Genomic DNA, 21,699 nt, shown 5'->3' on the forward strand with positions numbered 1-21,699 from the left:
ACGCCCGCCCGGTACAAAGTCCCGTAGCCGCTCCCACTGATCATCCCGAAGTATCTCGCCTTCCACACCAGCCTCCAAAAGCCAGTGTTGAATCTGATTTGCCATTCCTTGGGAATCGTAAAATCATTAAATTGTCACTACGCCCTAGAGCATTTCAAAGCTTAACAGAATCGCGGGGGATTCCCATTAAGCTTGCTTTGTGATTCAAGATGCTGGCTGGGTTGGAGGCCAGCATTGAATGACGAGACCTCTTTCCAATGATCTTCGGGAGCGGGTAGTGGCTGCGGTTTTGGGTGGCGAGAGCTGCCGATCCGTTGCAGCGCGGTTCGGCATTGCGGTTTCTTCGGCGGTAAAATGGTCGCAACGCCACCGCGCCACTGGCTCGGTCGCTCCAGCCAAGATAGGCGGCCATCGCAAGCCCACCCTCGAACCACATCGCGCCTTCATCATCGAACGGATCAATGAGACATCGCATTTAACGCTCCATCGGTTGAAAGATGAGTTGGCAGCGCGTGGAGTACAGGTTTCCCATAATGCCGTGTGGCTGTTCCTGCGGCGCGAGGGCCTGAGCTTCAAAAAAAACGATATTCGCCCTTGAGCAAGCTCGTGCCGACATTGCACGGCGGCGAAAGCGCTGGCGTTCATGGCAGCGCGGTCTCGATCCGGCGCGGCTGGTCTTTATCGACGAGACCTGGATCAAGACCAACATGGCCCCGCTCCGAGGCTGGGGACCGGAAGGCAAACGCTTACGCAGCTTCGCCCCGCATGGTCACTGGCGCACGCTGACCTTCCTCGGCGCGCTACGCTGCGACCAACTCACCGCTTCTTGCGTTTTCGATGGACCGATCAACGGCGAAAGCTTCCGCGCTTATGTCGAACAGTTGCTCCTTCCCGCGTTGAAGGAAGGAGACATTGTCATAATGGACAATCTTGGTTCCCATAAAGGGACAGCCGTCCGGCAAATGATCCGTGCGGCCGGCGCAAGGCTTTGGTTCCTACCTCCCTATTCGCCCGATCTCAATCCAATCGAACAGACCTTCGCCAAGATCAAGCATTGGATGCGTGACGCACAGAAGCGTACCATCGAAGATACTTGGCGACACATCGGAAATCTTGTCGAAGGCATCCAACCCGGCGAATGTCGGAACTACTTCGCAAACGCTGGTTACGTTTCCGTCAAAACGTGAAACGCACTAAGGATTTCACCCAATGCGCCGTTCGCGCAAGGGATGTGTGAACCTTCCACCCGCCTCCCTGCACATGCCGCTGCGCGAGCGCGTTGATTATTCCGGATGCAAGAAAATGGCCTGTGGCGTGGTCGATAAGCTGGGCAGGCAGTGGGCGAGGGATTTCGTCGCCGAAGGCTTGGCCTTCAGCCACATTATATCCGCTTGCCGCTTGGACGAGCGAATCGAAACCGCGCCGGTTTGCCCATGGTCCTCTTGGGCCATATGCCGACAGAGATGCATAAACCAGCTGCGGATTGCGTGCGAGCAATGTCTCGGCGTCCAAGCCATATTTGTCCAGCGCATCAGGCCGATAAGAGTGCAGAAATATATCGGCCTCGGATATGAGCTCATGTAATTTTTCCAGATCCTCGACATTATCCAAGTCGGTATAAGCCGAACGCTTTCCATGCCCCGTGTCGATGTCGAGCGCGTCTATTGTCGGCACGTCGCGGCCAATGAGGCGCAGGACGTCAGCACCGTGCGAAGCCAAGGCGCGCCCGCAAACCGGGCCTGCGATGATGCGGGTCAGCTCGATGACTTTTATCCCTTGCAGCGGTCTATCATGTAACGACAATATTGCCGGTGGAGCATCGGTCAGGCGGTCAATTCTGATCAAGGGCTCATTGGCAAGTGCGAGTGCTTGTTCGGACGCATCCCATTCATCGAAGGAGCGTATCATTGCGACGGGTAACCCCACAGTCGTTGCGGCTATTTCGAAATCGAGCGCATTCCATTTTTCCAAGGCGCTCATCACGGCGCTTCGATCCGGTTCGCATTGCAGCAGCCCAAGGATGCCGTTTCGATGATGCAAAAAATTGGTATGGATTCGGACGAAATTTCCGTCCTTGCATTGATATGCGCCCGCGACAGCGTCCCACAATTGCGGAGCCGGACCCTCATTGATGCGAAGGTGGCGCTCGCTGCGGCATTCGGTGACCGCATGCTGCAGCGATACAGACAGATGCTGCGCCAAGCCACCGCGCAGTTCGTAAAAATCGGCAGCCGCGCTCGCAGATGCCATAACGGCCTGAGCTGCAGCGCTTCCAATCATAAACGACGAGGGCACGACAGGATCGCTGCCCGAAATTTCGATCGACGTGTTGGACGAACTGATAAGACCAAACCGGTGAAGAAATTCGGAGGCGTTTTGCCCTCGCGTGGCGACATGCTCTGATATAGGTGGCTTCCGACCGGCGCTCATGACGTGACGCTCCCTTGTTGTTTCGCCTCGAGTTTTGTTGTGAAGTAAAAGATTATTGTGCCACCCATCAGAGCAATTGCTACCCGACTGGTGCGCTCCCGTAGGGAAATTGCGCAAGATAGGCCATTCCCGCAGCGACGACAGCGCGACAATCCGCTATTGCTGCGTTCGTGACGCCTCAATGCGTCAAAGCCATTTCGGCGGTCTTGTGGACGAGGACGTGACGCGCTACGAAATTCCAAGCTTTGGCGCGCTGAATTTCGTGTTGCGGCAGGCGCTCGGCGGCGTAACCCAGTCTCTCGTCCTCGACGCCCATAGCAAGAGCTTAAATCCGCGCTCCTCGACCTCGAACTGCCCGATGACCTTTCCTTCCCATGGGGTAAAGCATGTCTGACATTGGCGAAATCCTTTGGACCCCTGACGCGAAGCGTATCGTGAACAGCAATCTGGCGCGGTTCGCCCGCGAGGCCGGGTTTGATCCTGACGACTATGCGGCCTTGCACCGCTGGTCCGTCGATGAACCGGAACAGTTCCATTCACGCCTGTGGGACTTCCTCGATATCATAGGAGAGAAGGGCACAACGGTTGTCGAACCGGGCGGTCATCTCCGCAAAACCCGCTTCTTTCCCGAAGCGAAACTCAACTATGCCGAAAACCTGCTTGCGGAGCCAGACGAGCGGATTGCCCTGATCGCCCATCGTGACGACGGCACGCGCCGGGTGCTGACGCGGAAGGAACTGCATGATCTCGTCTCCCGCATGGTGCAGGCGCTCCAAGCCGATGGCATCGGCCCGGGTAACCGCATCGCCGCCATCGTCACCAACGATGTGGAGGCCATCGCGCTTTATCTCGCCGCCGCCGCCATCGGCGCGATCTGGGCCTCGTGCTCGCCCGATTTCGGGCCGGCAGGCGCGAGCGATCGGCTGGGCCAGGTCGCACCGAAGATGCTGTTCGCGGTGCCCGGCTATGGCTATGCGGGCAAATGGATCGACACAAGCGCCAGCATCGATGCCGTCGCCGCTGCGCCATCGATCGAGCGCGTTGTCATTCTGGGCGGGCCGGATAGCGGGAAAGCGCCAGCCAGACCGTATATCTCGCTGGAAGAATGGCTCGCGCCGTTCTCGCCGGAGCCCATCGCCTATCACCGCCAGAACTTCGACGCGCCGCTCGCGATCCTGTTTTCTTCCGGCACAACCGGCAAGCCGAAATGCATCGTCCATAGCGCCGGCGGTCTCCTCCTTCAGCACAAGAAGGAGCATGTCCTCCACTGCGATTTGAAGCCCGGCGACCGGCTTTTTTATTACACCACCTGCGGCTGGATGATGTGGAACTGGCTGATGACAGGGCTTGCCGCCGATGCAACGCTTGTCACTTACGATGGGAATCCGGTCTACCCAGCGCCGCAACGCTTGCTAGATCTCATCGATGCGGAAGCGATTACCATTTTCGGCACTTCGGCCAAATATATCGACGCGATGGCCAAGGCGAATATGACGCCACGGACAACGCATTCGTTTGCGAGCCTCAAAACGATCCTCTCGACCGGCTCGCCGCTGCTCCCGCAGAATTTCGATTACATCTATCGTGATTGGAAGGCAGACATTCATCTGGCTTCGATTTCGGGCGGCACCGATATCTGCGCCTGCTTTCTCGGCGGCGTGCCGACGCTGCCGGTGCGGCGCGGCGAGCTACAGGGCGCGATGCTGGGCATGGATGTCGCCATCTTCGGCGGCGAAGGCCATGGAATTGCCGGCGAGCCGGGCGAACTTGTCTGCCACAATGCCCATGTCTCCATGCCGGTCGGCTTCTGGGAAGACAGCGACGGCAGCCGTTATGAGGCGGCCTATTTCAGCCGGTTCCCCGGCGTTTGGACGCATGGCGACTTTGTCGAGAAGCGGCCCTCAGGCGGCTATGTCATCCATGGCCGCTCCGACACGACCCTCAATCCGGGCGGCGTGCGCATCGGTACGGCCGAGATTTACCGCCAGGTGGAAACGATTCCTGAGGTGTTGGAAGCCGTCTGCGTCGGGCAGGACTGGCAGGGCGACCAGCGCATCGTGCTGTTCGTGAAGCTCCGGCCCGGGGCTGACCTCACGGACGAACTGCAAGCGACCATCCGCTCCCGCATTCGCGCCGGCGCAACGCCGCGCCATGTGCCGGCGCGCATCCTTGCCGTGCCGGAGATCCCGCGCACGCGGTCGGGCAAGATCTCCGAAATCGCCGTGCGCGACACGATCCACGGGAGGCCCATCGGCAATGATACAGCCCTCGCCAATCCCGGCTGTCTGGAATTTTACCGAAGCCTGCCGGCCTTGAGGGAGTGAGCGACCGGGGAGGGGATGGGCGATGGAGCGTACCTGCGGACGGCCAAGTCTCGACCGAAGGGCGCATTTAACTTGGCAAAATTTCCGCCAAATCAACCTCTCCCACTCAAAATCCGTAACAGAGCCAAATCGCTGGTGTCATTTGCGTCGTATAGGCCTGGCGCGAAGGCGACATCCAGCTTGATGAGGGCATTGTTCGGATCTTCGCGCAATATTGGCTGAAGAGAACTTTGCCCTCGGTTGCGTCGTTGCGGGCGAGCTCGACTTCCTCCTGTCCAAGTTTGGCGGCAGGAATTCCAGGAGCCAATTGATCCGCCCTGCGGAAGAATGTAGCCGCATTGTCATAGGCGCCCCACCTGAAATAGGCGGTGCCAAGGCCCAGTGCCGCAGCTGGCGAGGTCGGATAGTGCGCTGCGATTTGGTTCAGAACCGCATAGCCTTTCTCGGAATTGCCAGCTTCGAAATATTGATTACTGAGCTCGAATTGAGGTGTCAGATCGATATCGATACCTGGTTTCGTGATGCACGACACCACGAAAAAGGCGAGCAAAACGAGCGAACCCGCGCGCGAAAAGAACAAAGCTCCAGGAAATTTCATCTCTTTTCCGTAATCGTCACAAAGGCGATCATACGGCGGTATCCGATTATTACACATTCCAAAAAACTTATGGCGGGCTGCGCATCGATGATGGCAGGGCTGCCATAGGTATAAGGAAATCGGAATTTCCTATTCGAAGGAGAAAGTTTTTACTGGGGCAAAAGGAGTCCTATTATGCCCTATCTGGAACTTGCTCGACCGTCATTCACACAAAGCGGGAAAACTATCGAGGAAATCCTGTTCAAAGGCGCTTGCGGCGGCCCAGCGGCGGTTCGTTGCTATTTGCAGACGCGGCGTTCCATGTTTCTGCGCGAAATAGCCCTGGAATCGGAGAGCGATAACGGGGCGGCATTCAGCGAGCAGCTTGTCGCCGCGCTGGACCGTGCAATCGAGATCTTATCCCATATCGAAAGCAATCCGGTTGCATTCGCGAAAGCCGGGCAGGACGCGATGTGAGGGATGTCGCCATGATCATCGCTCAGGTCAAAAGCCCAACCTCGGAAGATCGATATTTCCCGCTGGAGGCGGGCGTTTATTCCTTGGGCTCCGATCTGGCGTGCGATCTTATCTTATTGGAAAAATCCATTTTGGCTCGCCATGCGACCTTGCATGTGGGCGATAAAACTGTGGAGGTGGAAATCGCCGAACATGCCCGCGGCGTGATTTCGCGGTTTTTCCCGAAACGAACGCTCAAAATGGCAGCGGGTGAAAGAAGGCCCTTATTCCTGGGGGATAAGCTGCAGATTGGGGACCTCTTCATGCAAGTGGAGGGCGTCGATCTGGAGAGAGCAAACCGCAAAAGCAGACGAGCAAAGCGGCAATTCTCGCTGAGCCTGCTTTCAAGCGGTGTTTTTTTCATCGGCGTGTTTTTTTCCCCCAGTGCGTCGGCTCCCTACTATGCACCCCCGCCGCTGTCGCGCGAGCATCCAGCCGAGCAAAGAAAGCCGCAACCGGATGCATCGCGTTCCATCGAAGAAAACGTAAGGGCGCTTGGGGTTAAACCAGAAAGCCTGCAACAGGAACCGGACAACAGGTGGAAGGCGGTGTTTCGCGTTGCGACCGCACAACAGAGAGTTGCGTTGGAAAAGAAAATCTCTGCCACCATCCCTTCGCTTGATGCGAGGATTTTTGCCGACGACGAACTGAGTGACGCGGCCAAATTGGTATTGGCGAATTTGCCGGGTCAGGCGCAAGTCCTTTCAGCCGCGCACGGCGTGCTGACTCTACAGCTCCGGCAAGGCGATCAAAAACTGCAGGAAACGCTGGCGCACCAGCTCAGCGAAGATATTCCGGGCGTGGTTAATGTTCGCTTCGGTGGCGATGCCGATGCCGATGCAGACGTGAAGGACATCCGCGCAAGCATCGTCGCCGTGTGGCTGGGAAACCCGCCATATGTGAAGCTGGCCGGCAACAAAATCGTCCGCCCAGGCGAACCGCTGACGCCCAAAGGGCCAAAATTAATAAGCATAACCGCCGACAGGCTTCGCGTTCAAATCGACGGCACGATCAAAGAGGTCCCATTGAATGATTGAACACCCGTCCGATCTGCGGCCCGACGACATATTCGTGCTGGGGAACATCGCTGCCCTGGCCGTGCGAAATGGCAATGGCGAACAGGCCCTTCCTCTATTGAAACTTATTCAGCAGGCGCGCCCTGAAAATGCCGGCGCTTTCATGCTGGAAGCTATGTATCTCGCCGGGAACGGTGAGCGCGAACGCGCCATCGCATTGCTCGAAGACATCGCGTTCGAGCAAATGAAGGTCAATCGCGACGAAACGATCGCCTTTTATCTCTTCCTGTTGCAACAGGACGGGCAGTATGAGCGCGCGGCAAAACTGGGGCACGAACATCTCGATAGTGGCCTGATTGAGTCACCGCAGATGTGCGAGTCGTTCCGTGTCCTTGTCAGCGAATGTGAGGCAGGGATTGCCTCTGCGAAAAAACATCCAGTCCTAGGGAGGAAATATGGCGACCAGCTTTGCAATATCACCGACTGAAACCCAGGCTACATCCCGAATAGACAGCCTGCAAAGCCTCGGCGGCGAGGTGGTCGAGAAATTTAAACGAAGCGAGCAGGCGATCCGGAAGGATATACAGGGAGCGACCGATCCCTCCGGGCCGCTTATGAAGAAGCCACCCTATGTAGAGGAATTATTCCAGCATTTGGCGGCACTAAACCTCCCTCCCGAACAACAGGCGCTGTATTCTTCCATGAAGAAAAATATGGCCGCATTGGAGCAGCAGAGAAAGCAGTTTATAGCCAGAAGCATCTCCAGAAATTATGCGAAAATCCAGATCGAGCTATCGATAAAGGCAATAAGCAAAAGTATTTCTTCAATCCAGCAAATACTAAGTTCACAGTGAGACATATTTACATAAAAACGAGCCGGGCTAATTGCTTGTTAGCATTATGCTTTTCTGCATTTATTCTATCTGGTTGCAAAATGGAACTGAGTTCGGGGCTGGAAGAAAAGGAAGCGAATGAAATGCTCGGCCAGTTGTTGATGCACGATATCGATGCATCCAAGGAGATTGACAAGGACAAGACAGTCAGTCTGTGGGTGGAAAAGGCTCAATTTGCTGACGCAGAACAGCTTCTGAGAGGTCTTGGCCTGCCGCGCCGGCCGCGCGCGACACTGGCGCAGGTTTTCAAATCCGATGGATTGGTGCCGAGCCCGGCCGAGGAATGGGCGAAGCTGAACTATGCCAAGGCGGAGGGGCTATCCCGCATGATCGCTGCAATCCCGGGCGTGGTTTCCGTGGAAGTCGATCTCGCCAATCCTCAAAGAAAGGAACCTTTTGAAAATGTGCCGCCGCCCAGCGCGTCGGTCGTCGTCACCGCTTTCAAGGATATGGTCGGTCCGGAGCTGATCCCGCACATAAAACAACTCATCGCGTTCGGCGTGGAGAACATCTCCTATGATCGGGTGAGTGTTCTCATCGCGTCTGTGGACCGGCCCAAAACGCGTCCTCCCGAGACCATCGATGCCTGGGGCGTCAGGTTTTTTAAGAGCAGCTATCCGGCCGTCTTGCAGGTGTTGGCTGGAGTCGCCGCGCTTGCTGCTGTTCTGACGGGCGTCACCATTTATGGCGTGACGCTGCTACGTCGAAGAAAGAAGGGCAAATCGAAATGACCACGCCGCTCGACGAATCTCCCTGTGATTATATAGCCGCTGAATATATTGAAGCGATGCTGGGCGTGAGCGGGGCCATCGTGGAGGATCTGGTATCCAACCGCTTCCTTCGCCCGCTGGTGGCGGAGCGATTGCGTGCCTGTCTCCTGCCATTGCCGGAGGATCTGCCGACGCAATTGAAAGACTTGTTCGGGTTCGTGTGCATCAGTTCGCCGGATGAGCGTAAGGAGCTATCCCGTTATCTCTGTGTTCTGATGAACCATGAAGCCATCAGGAAAACCACGAATGGCGAATTGCTTCGTGCCTTGGCCGACTGGTGTAGCGACGAGGCGATTATCTACTTGATGCGCGGGGAGGCCCTTCCTGCATTGCGCTCTTTCAGAGTGTTGTCGGGCATCACGCGCGAGAACATCGAGCTTTATGCCGTGCAAGTGGACGCCTGGCTGGTGGGCTGCCTTCCACAGGCTTATCATGACCGTTTGAGATTGCGATTTCGGCCGGACGAGCAGCCTTTTTCATTACCGCTACCGGGTGATGAAAAGGACCGGAACGTCTTTCTCGATTTGGCAATGGCCGCTTGGACGCTTCAGAAACAGGGGGGCCGATGATGCAGTCGATAGCGCTGCCACCCGATTGTGTTTTGCCTCCGGATGGCATTATCCCGGCGGAAATGGTAAATTCGCTGCTATCCAAGCACCGGTCGGCGAAAAGTGCACGGCGACGAATCCATCGCTATATGGAGCGTATACGTGCAGTCTGCAAGGCTGAAGAAGAAGCGGCCCGTCAAAGAGGCTATGCCGAGGGGGTTCGGACCTTTCTAGCGGCTCTTGACGATATGCGGCAGGAATACCGGCAGCATTTCCAGCAAACAGCCGGCCTCGTGCGCAAATGCCTGGAACAGATTCTTTTGGAGATGCCCTCCGAAGCGTGGCTCGACGCCACGATAATTTCCGTTCTCCGAAGCGTACGGGACGAACCGGAACTCTCAGTCATGGTGCACCCGGATAATCTGGCTGCCATCGAAAACACCATTGCCAAAAGAAAGAACGAACACCCCAGCCTCTCTTATCTAAGGATCGAGCTCGATCCTGCTCTGACCTCGCAAGATTGCATTTTTTATGCGGGCGCAGATGTCATCGATGTAAGCGTCCCCGTTATTCTCGATGATTTATGTCTGGCATTGTCACAGGGGGAGAAACAGTGATGTTACCCACTGAGAAAGACGCCAAATTTTATATGGACGATGACAGGGCAGCCCTGCCCGAAACAGTTGTCAGATTGCGCCGCAAGGGGCGCATCACGCGGGCTATCGGTCCCATCATCCGAGCGGGTGGAAGCTTCGGGATAGGCGAGATTTGTTCCATCACGCGCACGGCGCGTGAGCCGCTTCTCGCCGAAGTGATCGGATTCGACCGAGGGGAAATGTTACTTGCCCCGTACGGGGCCGCGCAAGGAATTTCCTATAAATCGACGATCACGCCCTCCCAATCCCGTTTTGAGATCCCGGTTGGAGAGGAATTCATGGGAAGGGTGCTCGACGCCTGGGGTGAGCCCATCGATGGTGGCGGCCCTTTGAGGAGAGGTTTGTGCTATCCGGCGCATGCCGATGCACCGAATCCGATGACGAGACCGCTGATTGACACGCCGTTTGTTTCGGGTATCCGGGCCATCGATGGCGCTCTCACATGTGGCGAGGGACAGCGTGTGGGGATTTTCGCCGCAGCGGGCGGTGGAAAGTCGACGCTCATATCGATGCTCGCCAAAAATGCTGCCTGCGACCGCTGCGTGATTGCGCTTATCGGCGAGCGTGGCCGCGAGGTGCGGGAATTTATCGACCAGAACCTCGGGCCGGAGGGCATCGCGCGGTCCATTGTGGTCACCGCAACATCCGACCGGCCGGTTATCGAACAGGTCAAGGCCGCCTATTCCGCCACCGCCATTGCAGAGTTTTTTCGGGATCGGGGCGAGCATGTCCTGCTTATCATGGATAGCCTCACCCGTTTTGCGCGCGCCCAGCGTCAGTTGGGTCTGTCCGCCGGCGAGCCTCCCACGCGACGGGGATTTCCTCCCTCGGTTTTTGAACAACTGCCCGTTCTGCTCGAACGGGCTGGGCGCAGCGAACGGGGCACCATAACGGCGGTTTACACTGTGCTGGTCGAGGGGGACGATATGAACGAGCCGGTCGCCGACGAAGCGCGGTCGCTTCTGGATGGCCATCTCATCCTCTCACGAAAGCTTGCCGGGGAAGGACATTATCCAGCAATCGACGTCATAGCCAGCACCAGCCGCGTTATGACTAATATCGTGCCGGAAGACCATCTTCGGGCAGTACGCAAACTGCGAGCGTTGCTTTCAAAATATGCCGAGCTGGAGCTTCTGGTTCGCATCGGCGAATATGTTCCAGGCAGCGACCAATTGGGAGATGAAGCGCTCGAACGGATCGATTTCATAAATGCGTTTCTCCGGCAGGAAACGGATGCCGTCAGTTCCTTCGAAGAGACGATCGCTAATCTCAAATGGGCCGTTGGCGATGATTGATCTGGAGCGAATTGTAGGAATCCGCAGCAGGCGCCTCAATCGGGCGCGTCAAAAACTTGCCGAGGCGAGAGCTGAATTTTCCCGCGCGGGGTCGCAGGTTGTCACTGCACAGCAGGCGGTCGATGATTTTGATCTGGCGACCCGCTCGCTGGAAATCGAGCTGCTGACGTCGATTCTGAATAAGCCCACCTCGATCCAGACATTGCTGATGATCGAGGAAGAGCTCAAGAAGACGGAGAAGCAGGCAAAAGAACTCGCGCAGCGTCTTGTCGATGCAAAAGAGGTTTTGAACACGGCGGGAGAGGCAGCCGAGACGGCGGCGCGGGGCACGGCATCGGTTGAGCGGCAGCTCACAAAAAGTCAGTATCTGCTCGACGAAGCGCATTCGGCGGAGCTTTCCAAAGCCGACAGATGCGATGAGTCGGAACTGGAGGATTTCGCCTCTTCCAGGAATACTGGGTTGTTTTACCATGGCTATTGACGTTTCCGTTCTTCCTCAACTTTCGGCTGATATCGGCAGAGCCTTGAACAGGATTGCCGGAACATATTGGAGTCTTGGGCTCGCGTCTTCCAAAACGGATGGCTTGGTTTTGCAGTTGGATGTCGCCTTCGGCCAGCGCCCAGCCGCGCTGAAAACGGCGACGGCTCTTAGCGTAAAATGCTCTTTTGCCAGCTTTGGACTGACGGTAGAGACGAAACTCATCGACGTTTTAGGCGAGCAATTATTTCCTGCCTGGTTCACAGAGGGCGGACGAACGCTGCCGGATGAGTGGCGCGCCATTTTGGTTCTAAACAAATTGGCCAGCCAAACAGGGCTGGAGGCAAACATCTTCACGCTGGAGCCGGATGGCGCGGCGGATCTGCCGCCCGGCAACGGAAGGAAGCTCCTCCACGGGCTCATTCATTTTGAAGGGGCAGCCTACAAATTCACCATCGCGGTCAAGAATATATATGACGTCCTGCCGGGCGCGGCCGGTTCATTGCATTGCAGCCAGATGACCAATGGGTTCGACCCGGGATTTCCTTGTCGTGTCTATTTACCGGCCAAGCGGCTCGCTTCGTCGGCTTACAGCCGGTTGCGCCCTGGCGACGTGGTTTTACTTGTGCAGGAAGACGGTGGCTCGATACCGTTTCAGGCCCGTATTCCGGAAATCTTGCATCTATCCGGAACTCTGCCAGCGGGCACATCCAGCCGCCCGATACGGGCGCTTATCGAAAAGGTTGAGAAGAGCAGGATCATGACCAATAATGACACAGAAATATTCCCGGAGGAGTCATCAAGCGAGGAATTTGAACAGATTTCTCCCGCACTTTTGCCGGTTACGCTGGAGGTTTCACTCGGCTCTCACCGCTTGACCCTCCAGCAACTTCAGCGGCTTGCGCCGGGCTCGACGCTGGAGCTTGATATCGACCTGAGCGCGCCGGTTACGATTTCGGCAAATGGAGCGCCTGTCGGCCAGGGCCACCTCATCCGGATCGGCGACCGTGTCGGCGTACAACTCGTCGAGTGGCCAACCATGAAGGCCCGCCGGGGTGCCTGAAAATCTCCCAGCAGTCCTGCCTTCGATTCTGATGGTAATGGCCCTTGGCCTTTTACCCCTTCTCATCGTCATGGGCACGGCCTTCACCAAGATTTCGATCGTCCTAAGCCTCTTGCGAAACGCTCTCGGGCTGCAGCAGGTGCCATCCGCCCTGGTGGTCAACTCAATCGCATTGACGCTAACCATTTTCATCATGGCGCCGCTTGGCCAAGAGATGGCTCAACAAATTGCTCAAGCCAATGTCACGTCATATGATTGGGATAGTCTTTCCAAGATACTGCATATTGTTAACAACGTTTACACGCAATATTTGACCCGGTACGCCAGCCCGAGGGAACTCGCCTTCTTTATGGATGCGGCCCGGAAACTATGGCCACCCTCGCTGCAAAATCAGATCACAAGCACCAATATCCTCATCCTTTTACCTGCCCACGTTACATCAGAAATTACGCGCGCATTCGAAATAGCCTTCTTGTTATTCCTGCCATTTCTCGTAATCGACATGGTCGTATCCAATATCCTGCTGGCGATGGGCGCTATGATGGTGCCGCCAATGCTGGTGTCGCTTCCAATCAAGATTTTACTGTTTGTCGCTTCCGATGGATGGGCGCGCCTCATCCATAACCTGGTGCTGAGCTATGTTTAGGAGGAGTGGATGTTACCCGATGAAGTACTGTATACTGCGAAGAATGCAGTGTTGCTGATATTCTATTTCTCGATGCCTTCCATCGTAGTGGCGGCGGCTGTCGGGCTTGTGGTGGCGCTGGTACAAACGCTCGTTCAACTTCAGGAACAGACGCTGGCCTTTGCACTGAAGCTGGTTGCTGTGATGGCTGTCCTCGCAGTGACCGGACCCTGGATGACCGGCCATCTTTTCATTTTTCTCGACCAGATTTTCGACCGCATCATCGGGATTTGAAAGACCGTGCTGGACGACGCGATGATTAATCAAAAATGGGATTCGCTTTTGGGCGGACTCCTTTTGGTGATTGCGCGTAGCGCCGCCTTCTTTGCTCTTTGTCCGCTCCTCTCCCGAAACATCGTCCCGCGTCTTGTCAGGCTTGCAGTCATTTTAGTTTCAGCGCTTGTCTGCTTTTCCGCTGCTTTGCCACCGCCGAACATGAATTTCCCCCCGCCGGGACTTTATATGGGTTTTCTCTTCAAGGAACTTTGCCTGGGCTATCTGCTGGGTGTGCTCACATGGCTTCCGTTGCGCTCACTCGAGATAGCCGGGGTCATTCTCGATACCCAGCGCGGCAATATGCAGGGGCAGGAATTGAATCCGACGTTCGGCAGCCCAACGACGACGACCACGATTTTCCTCTCGCAGATTTTTTCCGGTTATTTCTTTGCCGCCGGCGGTTGGCTGACCCTCACCCGGCTTCTTTATGAAAGTATGAACCTTTGGCCCGTTTTCTCGCCAATGCCGGCGCTCGATGAGAAAATGGCGGAGGTTTTGCTCAATTTTCTCGGCGCGGAATTTTCCGTCGCGCTTACATTGACCTTGCCGATTTCCGGGATGATGTTCATTGCCGATATTATTATCGCCTATATCGCGCGCACAGCCCCCAGCCTGAATGCCCTGGCGCTGGGCATGCCGGTGAAGACGGGCATTATGTTATTTTTGCTGATTTTTTATCTGGATATGCTCTATCCCCGCATCCTATCTGGGGCCGGCGAGGCACTCATCTATCTGTCGAGCGCCGTGGTAGGATGAGCTCGGACAAAACAGAGCAGCCTACACCGTACAAACTTCGCGAGCAGCGTCGGGAAGGGCAGATCCCTCAGCGCAAATACTCATTGGAAGCGGGAAGCACAATCGTCTCCACAATTGTATTGTTCATTATGCTTTCGTCATTTTCAGTCTTCGCGCTCACCATGGCTGGCGTGGTGTGGAATTCAGTCAGTAAGCCCTGGATCGAGGCACTCCGCACCATCATTCCGCCGATCGAGAAACTGGGGTTGCTATGTCTAATGATGATATCGATTATGGGGCTCTTCTCGCTTGTTTTTGGACTGCTTCTTAATAAATTCAACTTTTCCGTCAGGGCGCTATCGCCAAAGTTCCAGAAGCTAAACCCCGCCAGCAACGCCAAGGAGTTATTCTCGCTGGAGAAATTACACAGTTTTCTGATTATATTCGTGTATTTTCTTTATATGGTGGTTTGTTTATATGTAACGATTACGGAAAATGTGAAAAACATCATCATGGATTCCGTCTGCGGAACACGGTGTCTTGTCAATATTTTTTTAGATATGCTTAAAAAAGATATCGGGTACTTCCTCTTATTATGCCTGTGTATCGGCGTGGCCGATTATTTTATACAGTCACGTTTGTTTCTCCGGCGCAACAAGATGAGCAAGCAGGAGGTCAAGCGGGAATACAAAACGCGCGAAGGAGACCCGCATATCAAGAGCACGCGCAAATCTCTCGCTATCAATGACGCGATGCTCCCTAATCCGCGAGAAGCCACCCATGTCCTTTGCGGCCCCGAACATTTGGTGGCGGTGATATATTATGCTGGCAGGGGCGTGCCTCCCTTTGTCATAGGAAAGGCGAAAGGTCCGAGTGTCACACGCATGCGCTCATTCTATAAGGAGCTCGGCAAGCCGACTATCTTCGTGCCGTCGGTTGCGCTCGAATTTTTTAAAATGGCGGAATCGGGCAATTATCTTCCGCCTCGCGGGCTCCGGCTCATGGAGAAGATCGTACAAACATTGTCGTGACGTTGAGCAACCGGGCGCCCTCTCTCTGATACATCCCGAGAAATTTCGTGCCAGATCGGCAAATTTCGTGCCAACGGCCTTCTTCTCCACATGCGGCACTTTAAAACCTCCAACACAGACTCGTGTGCGAGCGAAATAATGATGCAACAGGGACGGAGGACGCAATGCACAATCTCAGTAGGAGAAAGCTGGGAGTCTTTTTATCCGTTGTCGAAGCAGGTAGTTTTACCAAGGGGGCTCGGATCTCCAATATTTCCGAGCCTGCGACCATCAGCATTATCAACGAACTGGAATCCACGCTTGACGCGGAATTGTTCGAGAGAGCCGGGAAGATCAGAACCGGAAAATTAACGCCGCGTGGCCAAGAGGTGTATCAAATCCTCTCCAAGGCACTCGCAGTGTACGATCAGACATTGGGGGCACTCAGTTCTCCAAAAAAACGACGTACACCCAAGGTACTGATACAAACCCCATATGCTCCTGCCGTATTATGGTACTGGCTGGGCAGTTTGATCGCTAAATTCAAGGAGCATCAGATCAATATCAGTTCCGCAGAACGGGGAGAAATCTTCCAGGCAATAGAAAAGCGGGATGAATGCATTGGCTTCATAGACGGAAATGCGCGACCGAGAAACAGCGAATATATTCCTCTTTGTACAAGCGAGATCGTCCTGGTCTACTCAGATTCGGCAGCCAAGGATTTCAATTTTAACACCGAGCGTATTTCGTGGCATGATGTGCCAGAAAGCACTATTTTGTATTGCGGGATAGCGCCGAATACAACCAAAAAGATTTATGAGAATCTCCGGGAGAATGGGGCACGCAAAGGAGAACTGACTGAGGTCAATTGCGCTGACATTCTGAGGCATTTCATCTTCGAGTTAGGAGTGCCGGCGCTTCTACCGGAGATCATGGCCAGATATTTGCGTAATGATACGGATTTGCGCTTGTTGCGATTTTCCTTCTCGCCGGTTCACGTGCCCCTGGGACTTGTCGTTCCCTATGGCCAAACGCTTCAGTTCAAATTTAACCGCTCCGACGTGCAAAAAGCTTTCTCTTTGGCGCGTTAGAGGCAATCCCGAACCGAAGGTCTGCGCCAGCAAAAGTTGCAAACTTTTCGGATAAGCTTATGCGGCGAAACAAAGCGTTAGAGCAGGATGCCCGAGTCAATTTGATTGCATCTTGCTCTCATCCGAGCGGTGGGTTAGGGGGCGCCCTCAGGCGTCTTCAAGCACCACAAATCATGACGGATCAGTAGCATGGAAAAAATGCCATCCCTGGATAAGGAATTCGGTAAATTCCCGCCTCATATGCTAGGCGTACGAGACGTTTTTGAATTTTCATATGCAAGTGCGGACCGAGTTGCCAAGCGTTTCCGGAATAATTCGGATATTATCCGGGCGCTGGATGGGGTCTTGCAAATCATAATTCAGTCTTCCCTTTCTGATAGCGACAAGCAAATATTAGACCGCTTACTCGCGGATGAAAAAGATGTCGTGTCTTTTGCACAAACATCCCGCAACAGTGTTATTGCCCTGTAGCGCCCATCCGCAAGCCATGTCTTATTGAATTCGTTTGCTTGTCGCTAACGCGGCGACCTTATCCGCCATTGCCGGAGAGACCGGAATATTTCCGCAGGACGTCCGGGCGAAAAACCGATTGCCTTTTTTTTCGACCGATTCAATGATGCCATTGTTGACCCAATAGGATCTATGGACTTTCAGTCCGCTTTCCGTGCGAAGTCGTTGCAATGCCGCGGAAAATGAGGTTCGCATTTCAATCCGCTCACTTTCTGTGATGATCTCCACATAATGCCCCAGCGCCCGCACGACCAGGATTTTGCCGAGCAAATGGTCCGGCAGCAGGCTGTCCATGCTCTCATCTTGCGGCTTTGGCTTGAGGCTCCAAACGAAGGAAATCACATCCTTATAGATGGCCCAATATACAACGACGATCATTATGAAGTAGGGCATCATCGCCCTCAATCCCACAAAATCTTCCGTATGGCTTACGATGCCCTGCGTGTAAAAAGGTGAGACGACGTGTTCCATTGAGTATTTGGCGGAAAGGACATCCAGAAACGCCATAGCTGCAGCAACTACACCGCCGAAGCAGCACATAAAATGGAATCTAGTGAGAAGATGCAAGACGAACGAAAGGAATGATGCTGCGATAATAAATACACAATTGAACATTATAACTTCAAATAAGGTATTAGTGTAATAATAAGAAAGATAATCTTTAAGAAAATCGGGCGTCCCACTTTCACATAAGCTTATTATAAAACAAAATATTAAATGTATTACCATAAACAACCAAAGTACAAGTGTAATTATAGAGCCTAATACAATTCTGATAATTTTACATAGCATGGATATTTCTGTTTTGAGCGTATACTCACCAGCTTTCACCAGGTTGCAGAGTGAGCAGAAAGCGGATGGAGCATCGATATAAGAAAAAGAAATTCGAGCAAGAAGGCGCTTGTACGTTTCTATTTCTGGGCATGCCATTTACGTCCTCCTTCGGATCATATGGGTATTTCCCGAGGCATGAGATCGAAAGACGACCATTCGGACGGTGCAGGAACCAGGGGCAGTCTCTGGATGTCCCAATAGGCTCACCACGTCCGCCGAGACTTTGCCACGGAAATTTTACCTATTCTGTCCCCCCCCTGTCTTACCTGTTCTATTCGCCCTCGTGTCCAGCTTGGCGGCATAGGCAACCAAACCAGGAACAGGTGTACCGATTGCTTTATCCCTTGTTTTTCTCCTTTCCCATGCGAATGCGCTGACACGGCTCGCCTGTTTCGAACGTAGCCGGCTTAAGCCATTCCAAGATTGAAACCTAGAGCGGCGAGCCACTATGCGCCAGCATTTGGCAATTGCAACGGCTCCGGTCCCTCATCCAGAAGGCGCGGAAGCCATTTCTCTCCTATGGAGGGCTTCTTCCGATGCACGGTATCAGATTTTTCAAATTCAAGATAACCGGCCGCAGGGTTATCTCTAAACAGACAATTACCCACGCTGCCTGCCATCCATGCAGCGCGGCATACAACACCAACCGTAAGAAAGGGAGCAAACTAATGCCAGACATCCTGGGATTTTTGGGGGAAGGCCTAAGCCTTGTTGGCCAGACCATGATGGGGTTAAGTAACCTCGGGCGCAACTTCGTTTCGTCGCTATTTGGCGGCGGCCCAATGGGCTTTGGAGGTTTTGGAGGCTTCGGAGGCTTCGGAGGATATGGCTGCCCGCCTCCGTATATGAACGGGTTTTCTCAGTATTACGATCAAGAGGTACAATATTTATCCCGAGAAAATTCAATGCTGAAGGATATTCTTGCGAACGGCTGGAATCGTGGAAACTACTCTCCGACCCCACGCATCAACATCAACATCAATGAATATGGCAGCACGCCATATCAGAACATTCTTAACCTTCCGTCGTTTGTCGGCGGAGGATATGGAGGCCTGAGCTTCTTCTGATCGCGGATGATAAAACCGTGATGTCGTTGCGAAAGCAACAATCCTAGAGAAACGAAACACGAAAGGAGAATGAAATGCCCGACGACTACAACACCTACGATAACTGGCGATACGACCAGCTGAATCGGAGGCAAAGGGATGAAGTCTATAACAATGAGTTGCGAACAGTAAACCAAAACATAGAGTCGTCAAATCTCCAAACTCGCCATAACATACTGGGGATGCAGATGCAGACGTTGCGTTCAATCTCCAATGATTACCAAGACCGCATGCTCCAGATCACGGAGGATAGAGCGAAGCAGATCCACGGCACGACCACGAAACTTGGCCAGGCTGCTACCGGCGGCGGCTAACCACTCATTCAGGCAGGCGCCGTTGGGTATGCGGTGCCTGCCTTTCCATCAATAGTGCAGATTGGCTTTTATCATGATCATTCAACCGACCGCTCTCCTGTTCCAAACGGCTTCCTTGAAAACGGATGACCTTTCGGTCCAGATTCCAGCCATGAACCGGTTTCTGAGCGCGCAAATATCGGCCCAGACGGCCTATACGCTCCGTGTGGCATCGCAATTGCAGAAGAGGCTGGTTGCTGCGCAGATGGAATCGGCAATTTTCAATACTGAAAGAGCCATGTGGAATAACAATGTGGAACTGAGGACCCAAGAATTGGCCGGCAGGTTCAGCCTGATGTCAAAACTTGTGCAGGTCATAAGCTAAGGTGAAGCATCAGGAAGGGCGTGCTGCAATGCAACCAAGAGAGCCCGAAACGGATCTTGCCGCGGATGTTTTGCTGATGCTGTCTTCCTTCGCCTTGCGGACACAGTTTCTTGACAAGGCGATTTTCTATGGCCGCATCGGCGTGGAGCTTTATCCTGAAGATGTGCGCCTGCGTGAAGCCTACGCCTATGCCCTACTGCTCGACGGCAAAACGAATGAAGCGGCGGACGCACTTAGAGAACAAACATTGAACAGCAGGAATATCGCATTTCTTCGCATGAAGCTTCTCATGCAGGACGAAAAGCCCCCGGGCGAATGCCGGAATGCGATCAGTACCTATCTTCGCTGGAGTAAGGACCATGAGCAAACCGATAGAACCGAAAGAGCCTCACCTTAGACCTGTGCCTCAGGCCCAGATTTCCTCGGCCGGCCCCGCGGTCACGAAGGTGACTCGCGTCACCCCGCCCCATCAGGTGCGGGGGAATTCTGCTTCATACAACGCAATGCTGGCGGAAGCTTATGAGGGAGATGCGAAGGAAGCCCACGCCGCGATTGCCCACGATTTGAGGGTGGGCGACAAAAAGGACACGCTTGACGTAGCGGGGGAGGAGGCCGTCGAGAACAAGCCTTCCCGCCGGCGAGCAACGGCCGGACAGCCAGCCGAAGAGGCGGCCGACCGCGACATGTCCAAGCGGATCGAGGCCGGCAAGCATGAAGCGCCATCGGTCAAGTTGGCTCATGACGAACTTATGCTGCTGTCCAGCCAGTTGCGGCCGATCGAGACCGCTACCCACATCAGTCTTACCGCTTTCATCAATCTTGTCGGAATCCTTGCCCAGCCGCTCTGGCAGCGCCGGACGGACGGTTTGGAGGCATTGGCGCGTAATCAAATGGCTTTCCGAGGCGGAGAACCAAGCCTGACGAGATGAGGCCATGAAGCATTTATGTCGCGGCGAAATACCGTATTCGTTAAAGCATGACGCGATTAAGCCCGCGCGGGCATCACGCTCTAACTCTTTGTTTTTCCGCATGATCTTATCCTGGAAGTCTGCAATTTTTCGGGATCATGCCCTGGCGTCGGCAATAGCCGGTGCGATAGCAGTTTTTCTATGCCTTTTCTCTTTTCCTGTTTCAGCCAAGGCTGAGCAGCGTCTCGTTATCGAGATGGGAAAGGCGGTTCGCCTGGAAGGCGTCCAAAAGGCTGAATCCATTTTTGTCGCCGATCCGGAAATCGCCGATTTGAGCACGTCTCCGCAACAAACGCAGTATGTTTACGGGAAAAAGCCCGGTGAAACGACGATTATCGCTACGGATCGGGATGGCAACACCCTGCGTTCGATCGATCTCATCGTCACATACAATCTGTCCGAGATCCGGCGTGCGATACAGCAAAATTATCCTTCGCAGTCCGTTACCTTACACTCGGCGCCGGGAAGCATTCGCGTCTCGGGCAGGGTGAAGGATGAGTTCACCCATCAGGGCATCATCGCGATCTTGAACGGCAGCGCGCCGAACACGACTGTTATCGATGAAATCGCCGTACAAAAGCTGAACCTGATCCGTCTCGATGTGAAACTTATTGAACTTGGCCCCGGGCCTTATCCATCCCGGCTCAATTGGACCGATTTGATAACCTCCTTGGGCAATGGACGGCCCGTGTCCGGGCGAAGCGCCAGCCAGCTAAACAGTATCGTCGACTATTTGCTTCTACGAGGTGATGCCTGGATCGTGGCATCGTCTACCCTGACAGCGGCCGATAACAAGAAAGCGGAATTTTCATCTGGAAATGGGTCTGTTACCGTGAACGTCGCGTTGCAGCCTCAGTTTTACCCGGGCGGCCGGGTGTCTCTCGACGTGACATCCGATTTTTTCCCGGCCGGTACGACAATCGCCAGCAGTGAAGGCGCTTCCTCCGGCGCATCGCAGCATTTCACATCAACTTACGAGTTGTTCAACGGCCGGAGTATGGCGGTTTCCGGCGTGTCGGCAGGGATGGGGCATGGTTTGATCGTTGTCGTTACGCCCCTGCTTGCCGGGCAAACCAGGTCCGCTCCGGCAGTCAAAGTCAGGCGGCAAACAAATCGGAAGCATAGTCCGCGGCCAAAATCGCCCTGCGCACCGAAAAAGGTCGTCCAAAAGCAGTGCCCGGCAGGCTCCCACAGCTAGAGATGCATTTTTATCTTAACCGCCCGAGGGAGGATCGGACGC

General features: G+C 54.4%; 28 protein-coding genes. 24 read left to right on the forward strand and 4 right to left on the reverse strand.

The window, feature by feature from the left end:
• Positions 1–238: 238 nt before the first annotated feature.
• Positions 239–1,187 (forward strand): IS630 family transposase gene (locus ACOWVG_RS18555; protein WP_420963848.1). Its coding sequence is split into 2 segments (ribosomal slippage): positions 239–574 and positions 576–1,187, totalling 948 coding nucleotides; the frame shifts between segments, so codons are not numbered across the junction.
• Here ACOWVG_RS18555 and ACOWVG_RS18560 read toward each other — a convergent pair.
• A complete protein-coding gene (locus ACOWVG_RS18560) occupies positions 1,177–2,430 on the reverse strand; it encodes a CoA transferase (RefSeq protein WP_420963849.1) in 1,254 nt (417 codons plus the stop codon). The two genes, ACOWVG_RS18555 and ACOWVG_RS18560, sit on opposite strands and share 11 nt — an antisense overlap.
• 181 nt (positions 2,431–2,611) lie before the next feature.
• Between ACOWVG_RS18560 and ACOWVG_RS18565 the strand changes: the two genes are divergently transcribed.
• Positions 2,612–2,824: an AtuA-related protein gene (locus ACOWVG_RS18565; protein WP_420963850.1), complete on the forward strand. Its 213-nt coding sequence runs from the start codon at positions 2,612–2,614 to the stop codon at positions 2,822–2,824.
• The gene (locus ACOWVG_RS18570; protein ID WP_420963851.1) at positions 2,817–4,754 is read left to right on the forward strand and encodes an acetoacetate--CoA ligase; all 1,938 of its coding nucleotides are present in this window, start codon (positions 2,817–2,819) and stop codon (positions 4,752–4,754) included. Before ACOWVG_RS18565 ends, ACOWVG_RS18570 begins: the two co-directional genes overlap by 8 nt.
• A 106-nt stretch (positions 4,755–4,860) precedes the next feature.
• Here ACOWVG_RS18570 and ACOWVG_RS18575 read toward each other — a convergent pair whose 3' ends face one another.
• A complete protein-coding gene (locus ACOWVG_RS18575) occupies positions 4,861–5,352 on the reverse strand; it encodes a tetratricopeptide repeat protein (RefSeq protein ID WP_420963852.1) in 492 nt (163 codons plus the stop codon).
• Positions 5,353–5,526: 174 nt separating this feature from the next.
• Between ACOWVG_RS18575 and ACOWVG_RS18580 the strand changes: the two genes are divergently transcribed.
• From ACOWVG_RS18580 to ACOWVG_RS18655, 16 genes are all read left to right on the forward strand, one after another.
• Positions 5,527–5,808, forward strand: a complete 282-nt coding sequence (locus ACOWVG_RS18580; protein ID WP_420963854.1) for a hypothetical protein — start codon at positions 5,527–5,529, stop codon at positions 5,806–5,808.
• Positions 5,809–5,819: 11 nt separating this feature from the next.
• Positions 5,820–6,884: a hypothetical protein gene (locus ACOWVG_RS18585; RefSeq protein WP_420963856.1), complete on the forward strand. Its 1,065-nt coding sequence runs from the start codon at positions 5,820–5,822 to the stop codon at positions 6,882–6,884.
• The gene (locus tag ACOWVG_RS18590; RefSeq protein ID WP_420963857.1) at positions 6,877–7,350 is read left to right on the forward strand and encodes a hypothetical protein; all 474 of its coding nucleotides are present in this window, start codon (positions 6,877–6,879) and stop codon (positions 7,348–7,350) included. Before ACOWVG_RS18585 ends, ACOWVG_RS18590 begins: the two co-directional genes overlap by 8 nt.
• Entirely contained in the window at positions 7,319–7,717 is a 399-nt protein-coding gene (locus ACOWVG_RS18595) for a hypothetical protein (protein WP_420963859.1), read from the forward strand. The genes ACOWVG_RS18590 and ACOWVG_RS18595 overlap by 32 nt, the downstream gene beginning before the upstream one ends.
• Entirely contained in the window at positions 7,714–8,487 is a 774-nt protein-coding gene (gene sctJ / locus ACOWVG_RS18600; RefSeq protein ID WP_420963860.1) for a type III secretion system inner membrane ring lipoprotein SctJ, read from the forward strand. Before ACOWVG_RS18595 ends, sctJ begins: the two co-directional genes overlap by 4 nt.
• Positions 8,484–9,095 carry a hypothetical protein gene (locus tag ACOWVG_RS18605; protein WP_420963861.1) on the forward strand — a complete coding sequence of 204 codons (612 nt, stop codon included), beginning with the start codon at positions 8,484–8,486 and terminating at the stop codon, positions 9,093–9,095. Before sctJ ends, ACOWVG_RS18605 begins: the two co-directional genes overlap by 4 nt.
• Positions 9,092–9,691, forward strand: a complete 600-nt coding sequence (locus ACOWVG_RS18610) for a hypothetical protein (RefSeq protein ID WP_420963863.1) — start codon at positions 9,092–9,094, stop codon at positions 9,689–9,691. Before ACOWVG_RS18605 ends, ACOWVG_RS18610 begins: the two co-directional genes overlap by 4 nt.
• Before the next feature lie 32 nt (positions 9,692–9,723).
• Positions 9,724–11,025, forward strand: coding sequence for a FliI/YscN family ATPase (locus ACOWVG_RS18615; protein ID WP_420963864.1), 1,302 nt, complete (start codon positions 9,724–9,726; stop codon positions 11,023–11,025).
• Positions 11,018–11,506 (forward strand): type III secretion system stalk subunit SctO, encoded by a 489-nt coding sequence (gene sctO, locus ACOWVG_RS18620; protein ID WP_420963865.1) that lies wholly within the window; start codon positions 11,018–11,020, stop codon positions 11,504–11,506. The genes ACOWVG_RS18615 and sctO overlap by 8 nt, the downstream gene beginning before the upstream one ends.
• Complete coding sequence (locus tag ACOWVG_RS18625; protein ID WP_420963866.1) at positions 11,496–12,566, forward strand: FliM/FliN family flagellar motor switch protein; 1,071 nt, start codon at positions 11,496–11,498, stop codon at positions 12,564–12,566. Before sctO ends, ACOWVG_RS18625 begins: the two co-directional genes overlap by 11 nt.
• On the forward strand, positions 12,559–13,212 hold the full coding sequence (sctR, locus tag ACOWVG_RS18630; protein WP_420963867.1) for a type III secretion system export apparatus subunit SctR: 654 nt from the start codon (positions 12,559–12,561) through the stop codon (positions 13,210–13,212). The genes ACOWVG_RS18625 and sctR overlap by 8 nt, the downstream gene beginning before the upstream one ends.
• Positions 13,213–13,221: 9 nt before the next feature.
• Complete coding sequence (sctS, locus tag ACOWVG_RS18635) at positions 13,222–13,485, forward strand: type III secretion system export apparatus subunit SctS (RefSeq protein WP_420963869.1); 264 nt, start codon at positions 13,222–13,224, stop codon at positions 13,483–13,485.
• Positions 13,486–13,491: 6 nt separating this feature from the next.
• Positions 13,492–14,283: an EscT/YscT/HrcT family type III secretion system export apparatus protein gene (locus ACOWVG_RS18640; protein WP_420963870.1), complete on the forward strand. Its 792-nt coding sequence runs from the start codon at positions 13,492–13,494 to the stop codon at positions 14,281–14,283.
• Positions 14,280–15,293 (forward strand): EscU/YscU/HrcU family type III secretion system export apparatus switch protein, encoded by a 1,014-nt coding sequence (locus ACOWVG_RS18645; RefSeq protein ID WP_420963871.1) that lies wholly within the window; start codon positions 14,280–14,282, stop codon positions 15,291–15,293. The genes ACOWVG_RS18640 and ACOWVG_RS18645 overlap by 4 nt, the downstream gene beginning before the upstream one ends.
• Before the next feature lie 164 nt (positions 15,294–15,457).
• Complete coding sequence (locus ACOWVG_RS18650) at positions 15,458–16,363, forward strand: LysR family transcriptional regulator (protein WP_420963872.1); 906 nt, start codon at positions 15,458–15,460, stop codon at positions 16,361–16,363.
• Between the two features lie 189 nt (positions 16,364–16,552).
• A complete protein-coding gene (locus ACOWVG_RS18655; RefSeq protein WP_420963874.1) occupies positions 16,553–16,834 on the forward strand; it encodes a hypothetical protein in 282 nt (93 codons plus the stop codon).
• Between the two features lie 21 nt (positions 16,835–16,855).
• On the opposite strand, the gene ACOWVG_RS18660 is transcribed toward ACOWVG_RS18655, so the two are convergent.
• A complete protein-coding gene (locus ACOWVG_RS18660) occupies positions 16,856–17,803 on the reverse strand; it encodes a LytTR family DNA-binding domain-containing protein (protein WP_420963875.1) in 948 nt (315 codons plus the stop codon).
• Positions 17,804–18,375: 572 nt separating this feature from the next.
• Here ACOWVG_RS18660 and ACOWVG_RS18665 point away from each other — a divergent pair.
• From ACOWVG_RS18665 to ACOWVG_RS18680, 4 genes are all read left to right on the forward strand, one after another.
• A complete protein-coding gene (locus ACOWVG_RS18665; protein ID WP_420963876.1) occupies positions 18,376–18,774 on the forward strand; it encodes a hypothetical protein in 399 nt (132 codons plus the stop codon).
• Positions 18,775–18,848: 74 nt separating this feature from the next.
• The gene (locus ACOWVG_RS18670; protein ID WP_420963877.1) at positions 18,849–19,127 is read left to right on the forward strand and encodes a hypothetical protein; all 279 of its coding nucleotides are present in this window, start codon (positions 18,849–18,851) and stop codon (positions 19,125–19,127) included.
• A gap of 73 nt (positions 19,128–19,200) precedes the next feature.
• A complete protein-coding gene (locus ACOWVG_RS18675) occupies positions 19,201–19,491 on the forward strand; it encodes a hypothetical protein (RefSeq protein WP_420963878.1) in 291 nt (96 codons plus the stop codon).
• 28 nt (positions 19,492–19,519) lie between these two features.
• Entirely contained in the window at positions 19,520–19,888 is a 369-nt protein-coding gene (locus ACOWVG_RS18680) for a hypothetical protein (protein WP_420963879.1), read from the forward strand.
• 94 nt (positions 19,889–19,982) lie between these two features.
• On the opposite strand, the gene ACOWVG_RS18685 is transcribed toward ACOWVG_RS18680, so the two are convergent.
• A complete protein-coding gene (locus tag ACOWVG_RS18685) occupies positions 19,983–20,522 on the reverse strand; it encodes a hypothetical protein (RefSeq protein ID WP_420963880.1) in 540 nt (179 codons plus the stop codon).
• Here ACOWVG_RS18685 and ACOWVG_RS18690 point away from each other — a divergent pair.
• Positions 20,521–21,657 (forward strand): pilus assembly protein N-terminal domain-containing protein, encoded by a 1,137-nt coding sequence (locus ACOWVG_RS18690; RefSeq protein ID WP_420963881.1) that lies wholly within the window; start codon positions 20,521–20,523, stop codon positions 21,655–21,657. The genes ACOWVG_RS18685 and ACOWVG_RS18690 overlap by 2 nt on opposite strands.
• The last annotated feature ends 42 nt before the right edge of the window (positions 21,658–21,699 follow it).

It is taken from the genome of Brucella sp. IR073 (assembly GCF_049065735.1).
In the GTDB taxonomy this organism is placed as follows: domain Bacteria; phylum Pseudomonadota; class Alphaproteobacteria; order Rhizobiales; family Rhizobiaceae; genus Paramesorhizobium.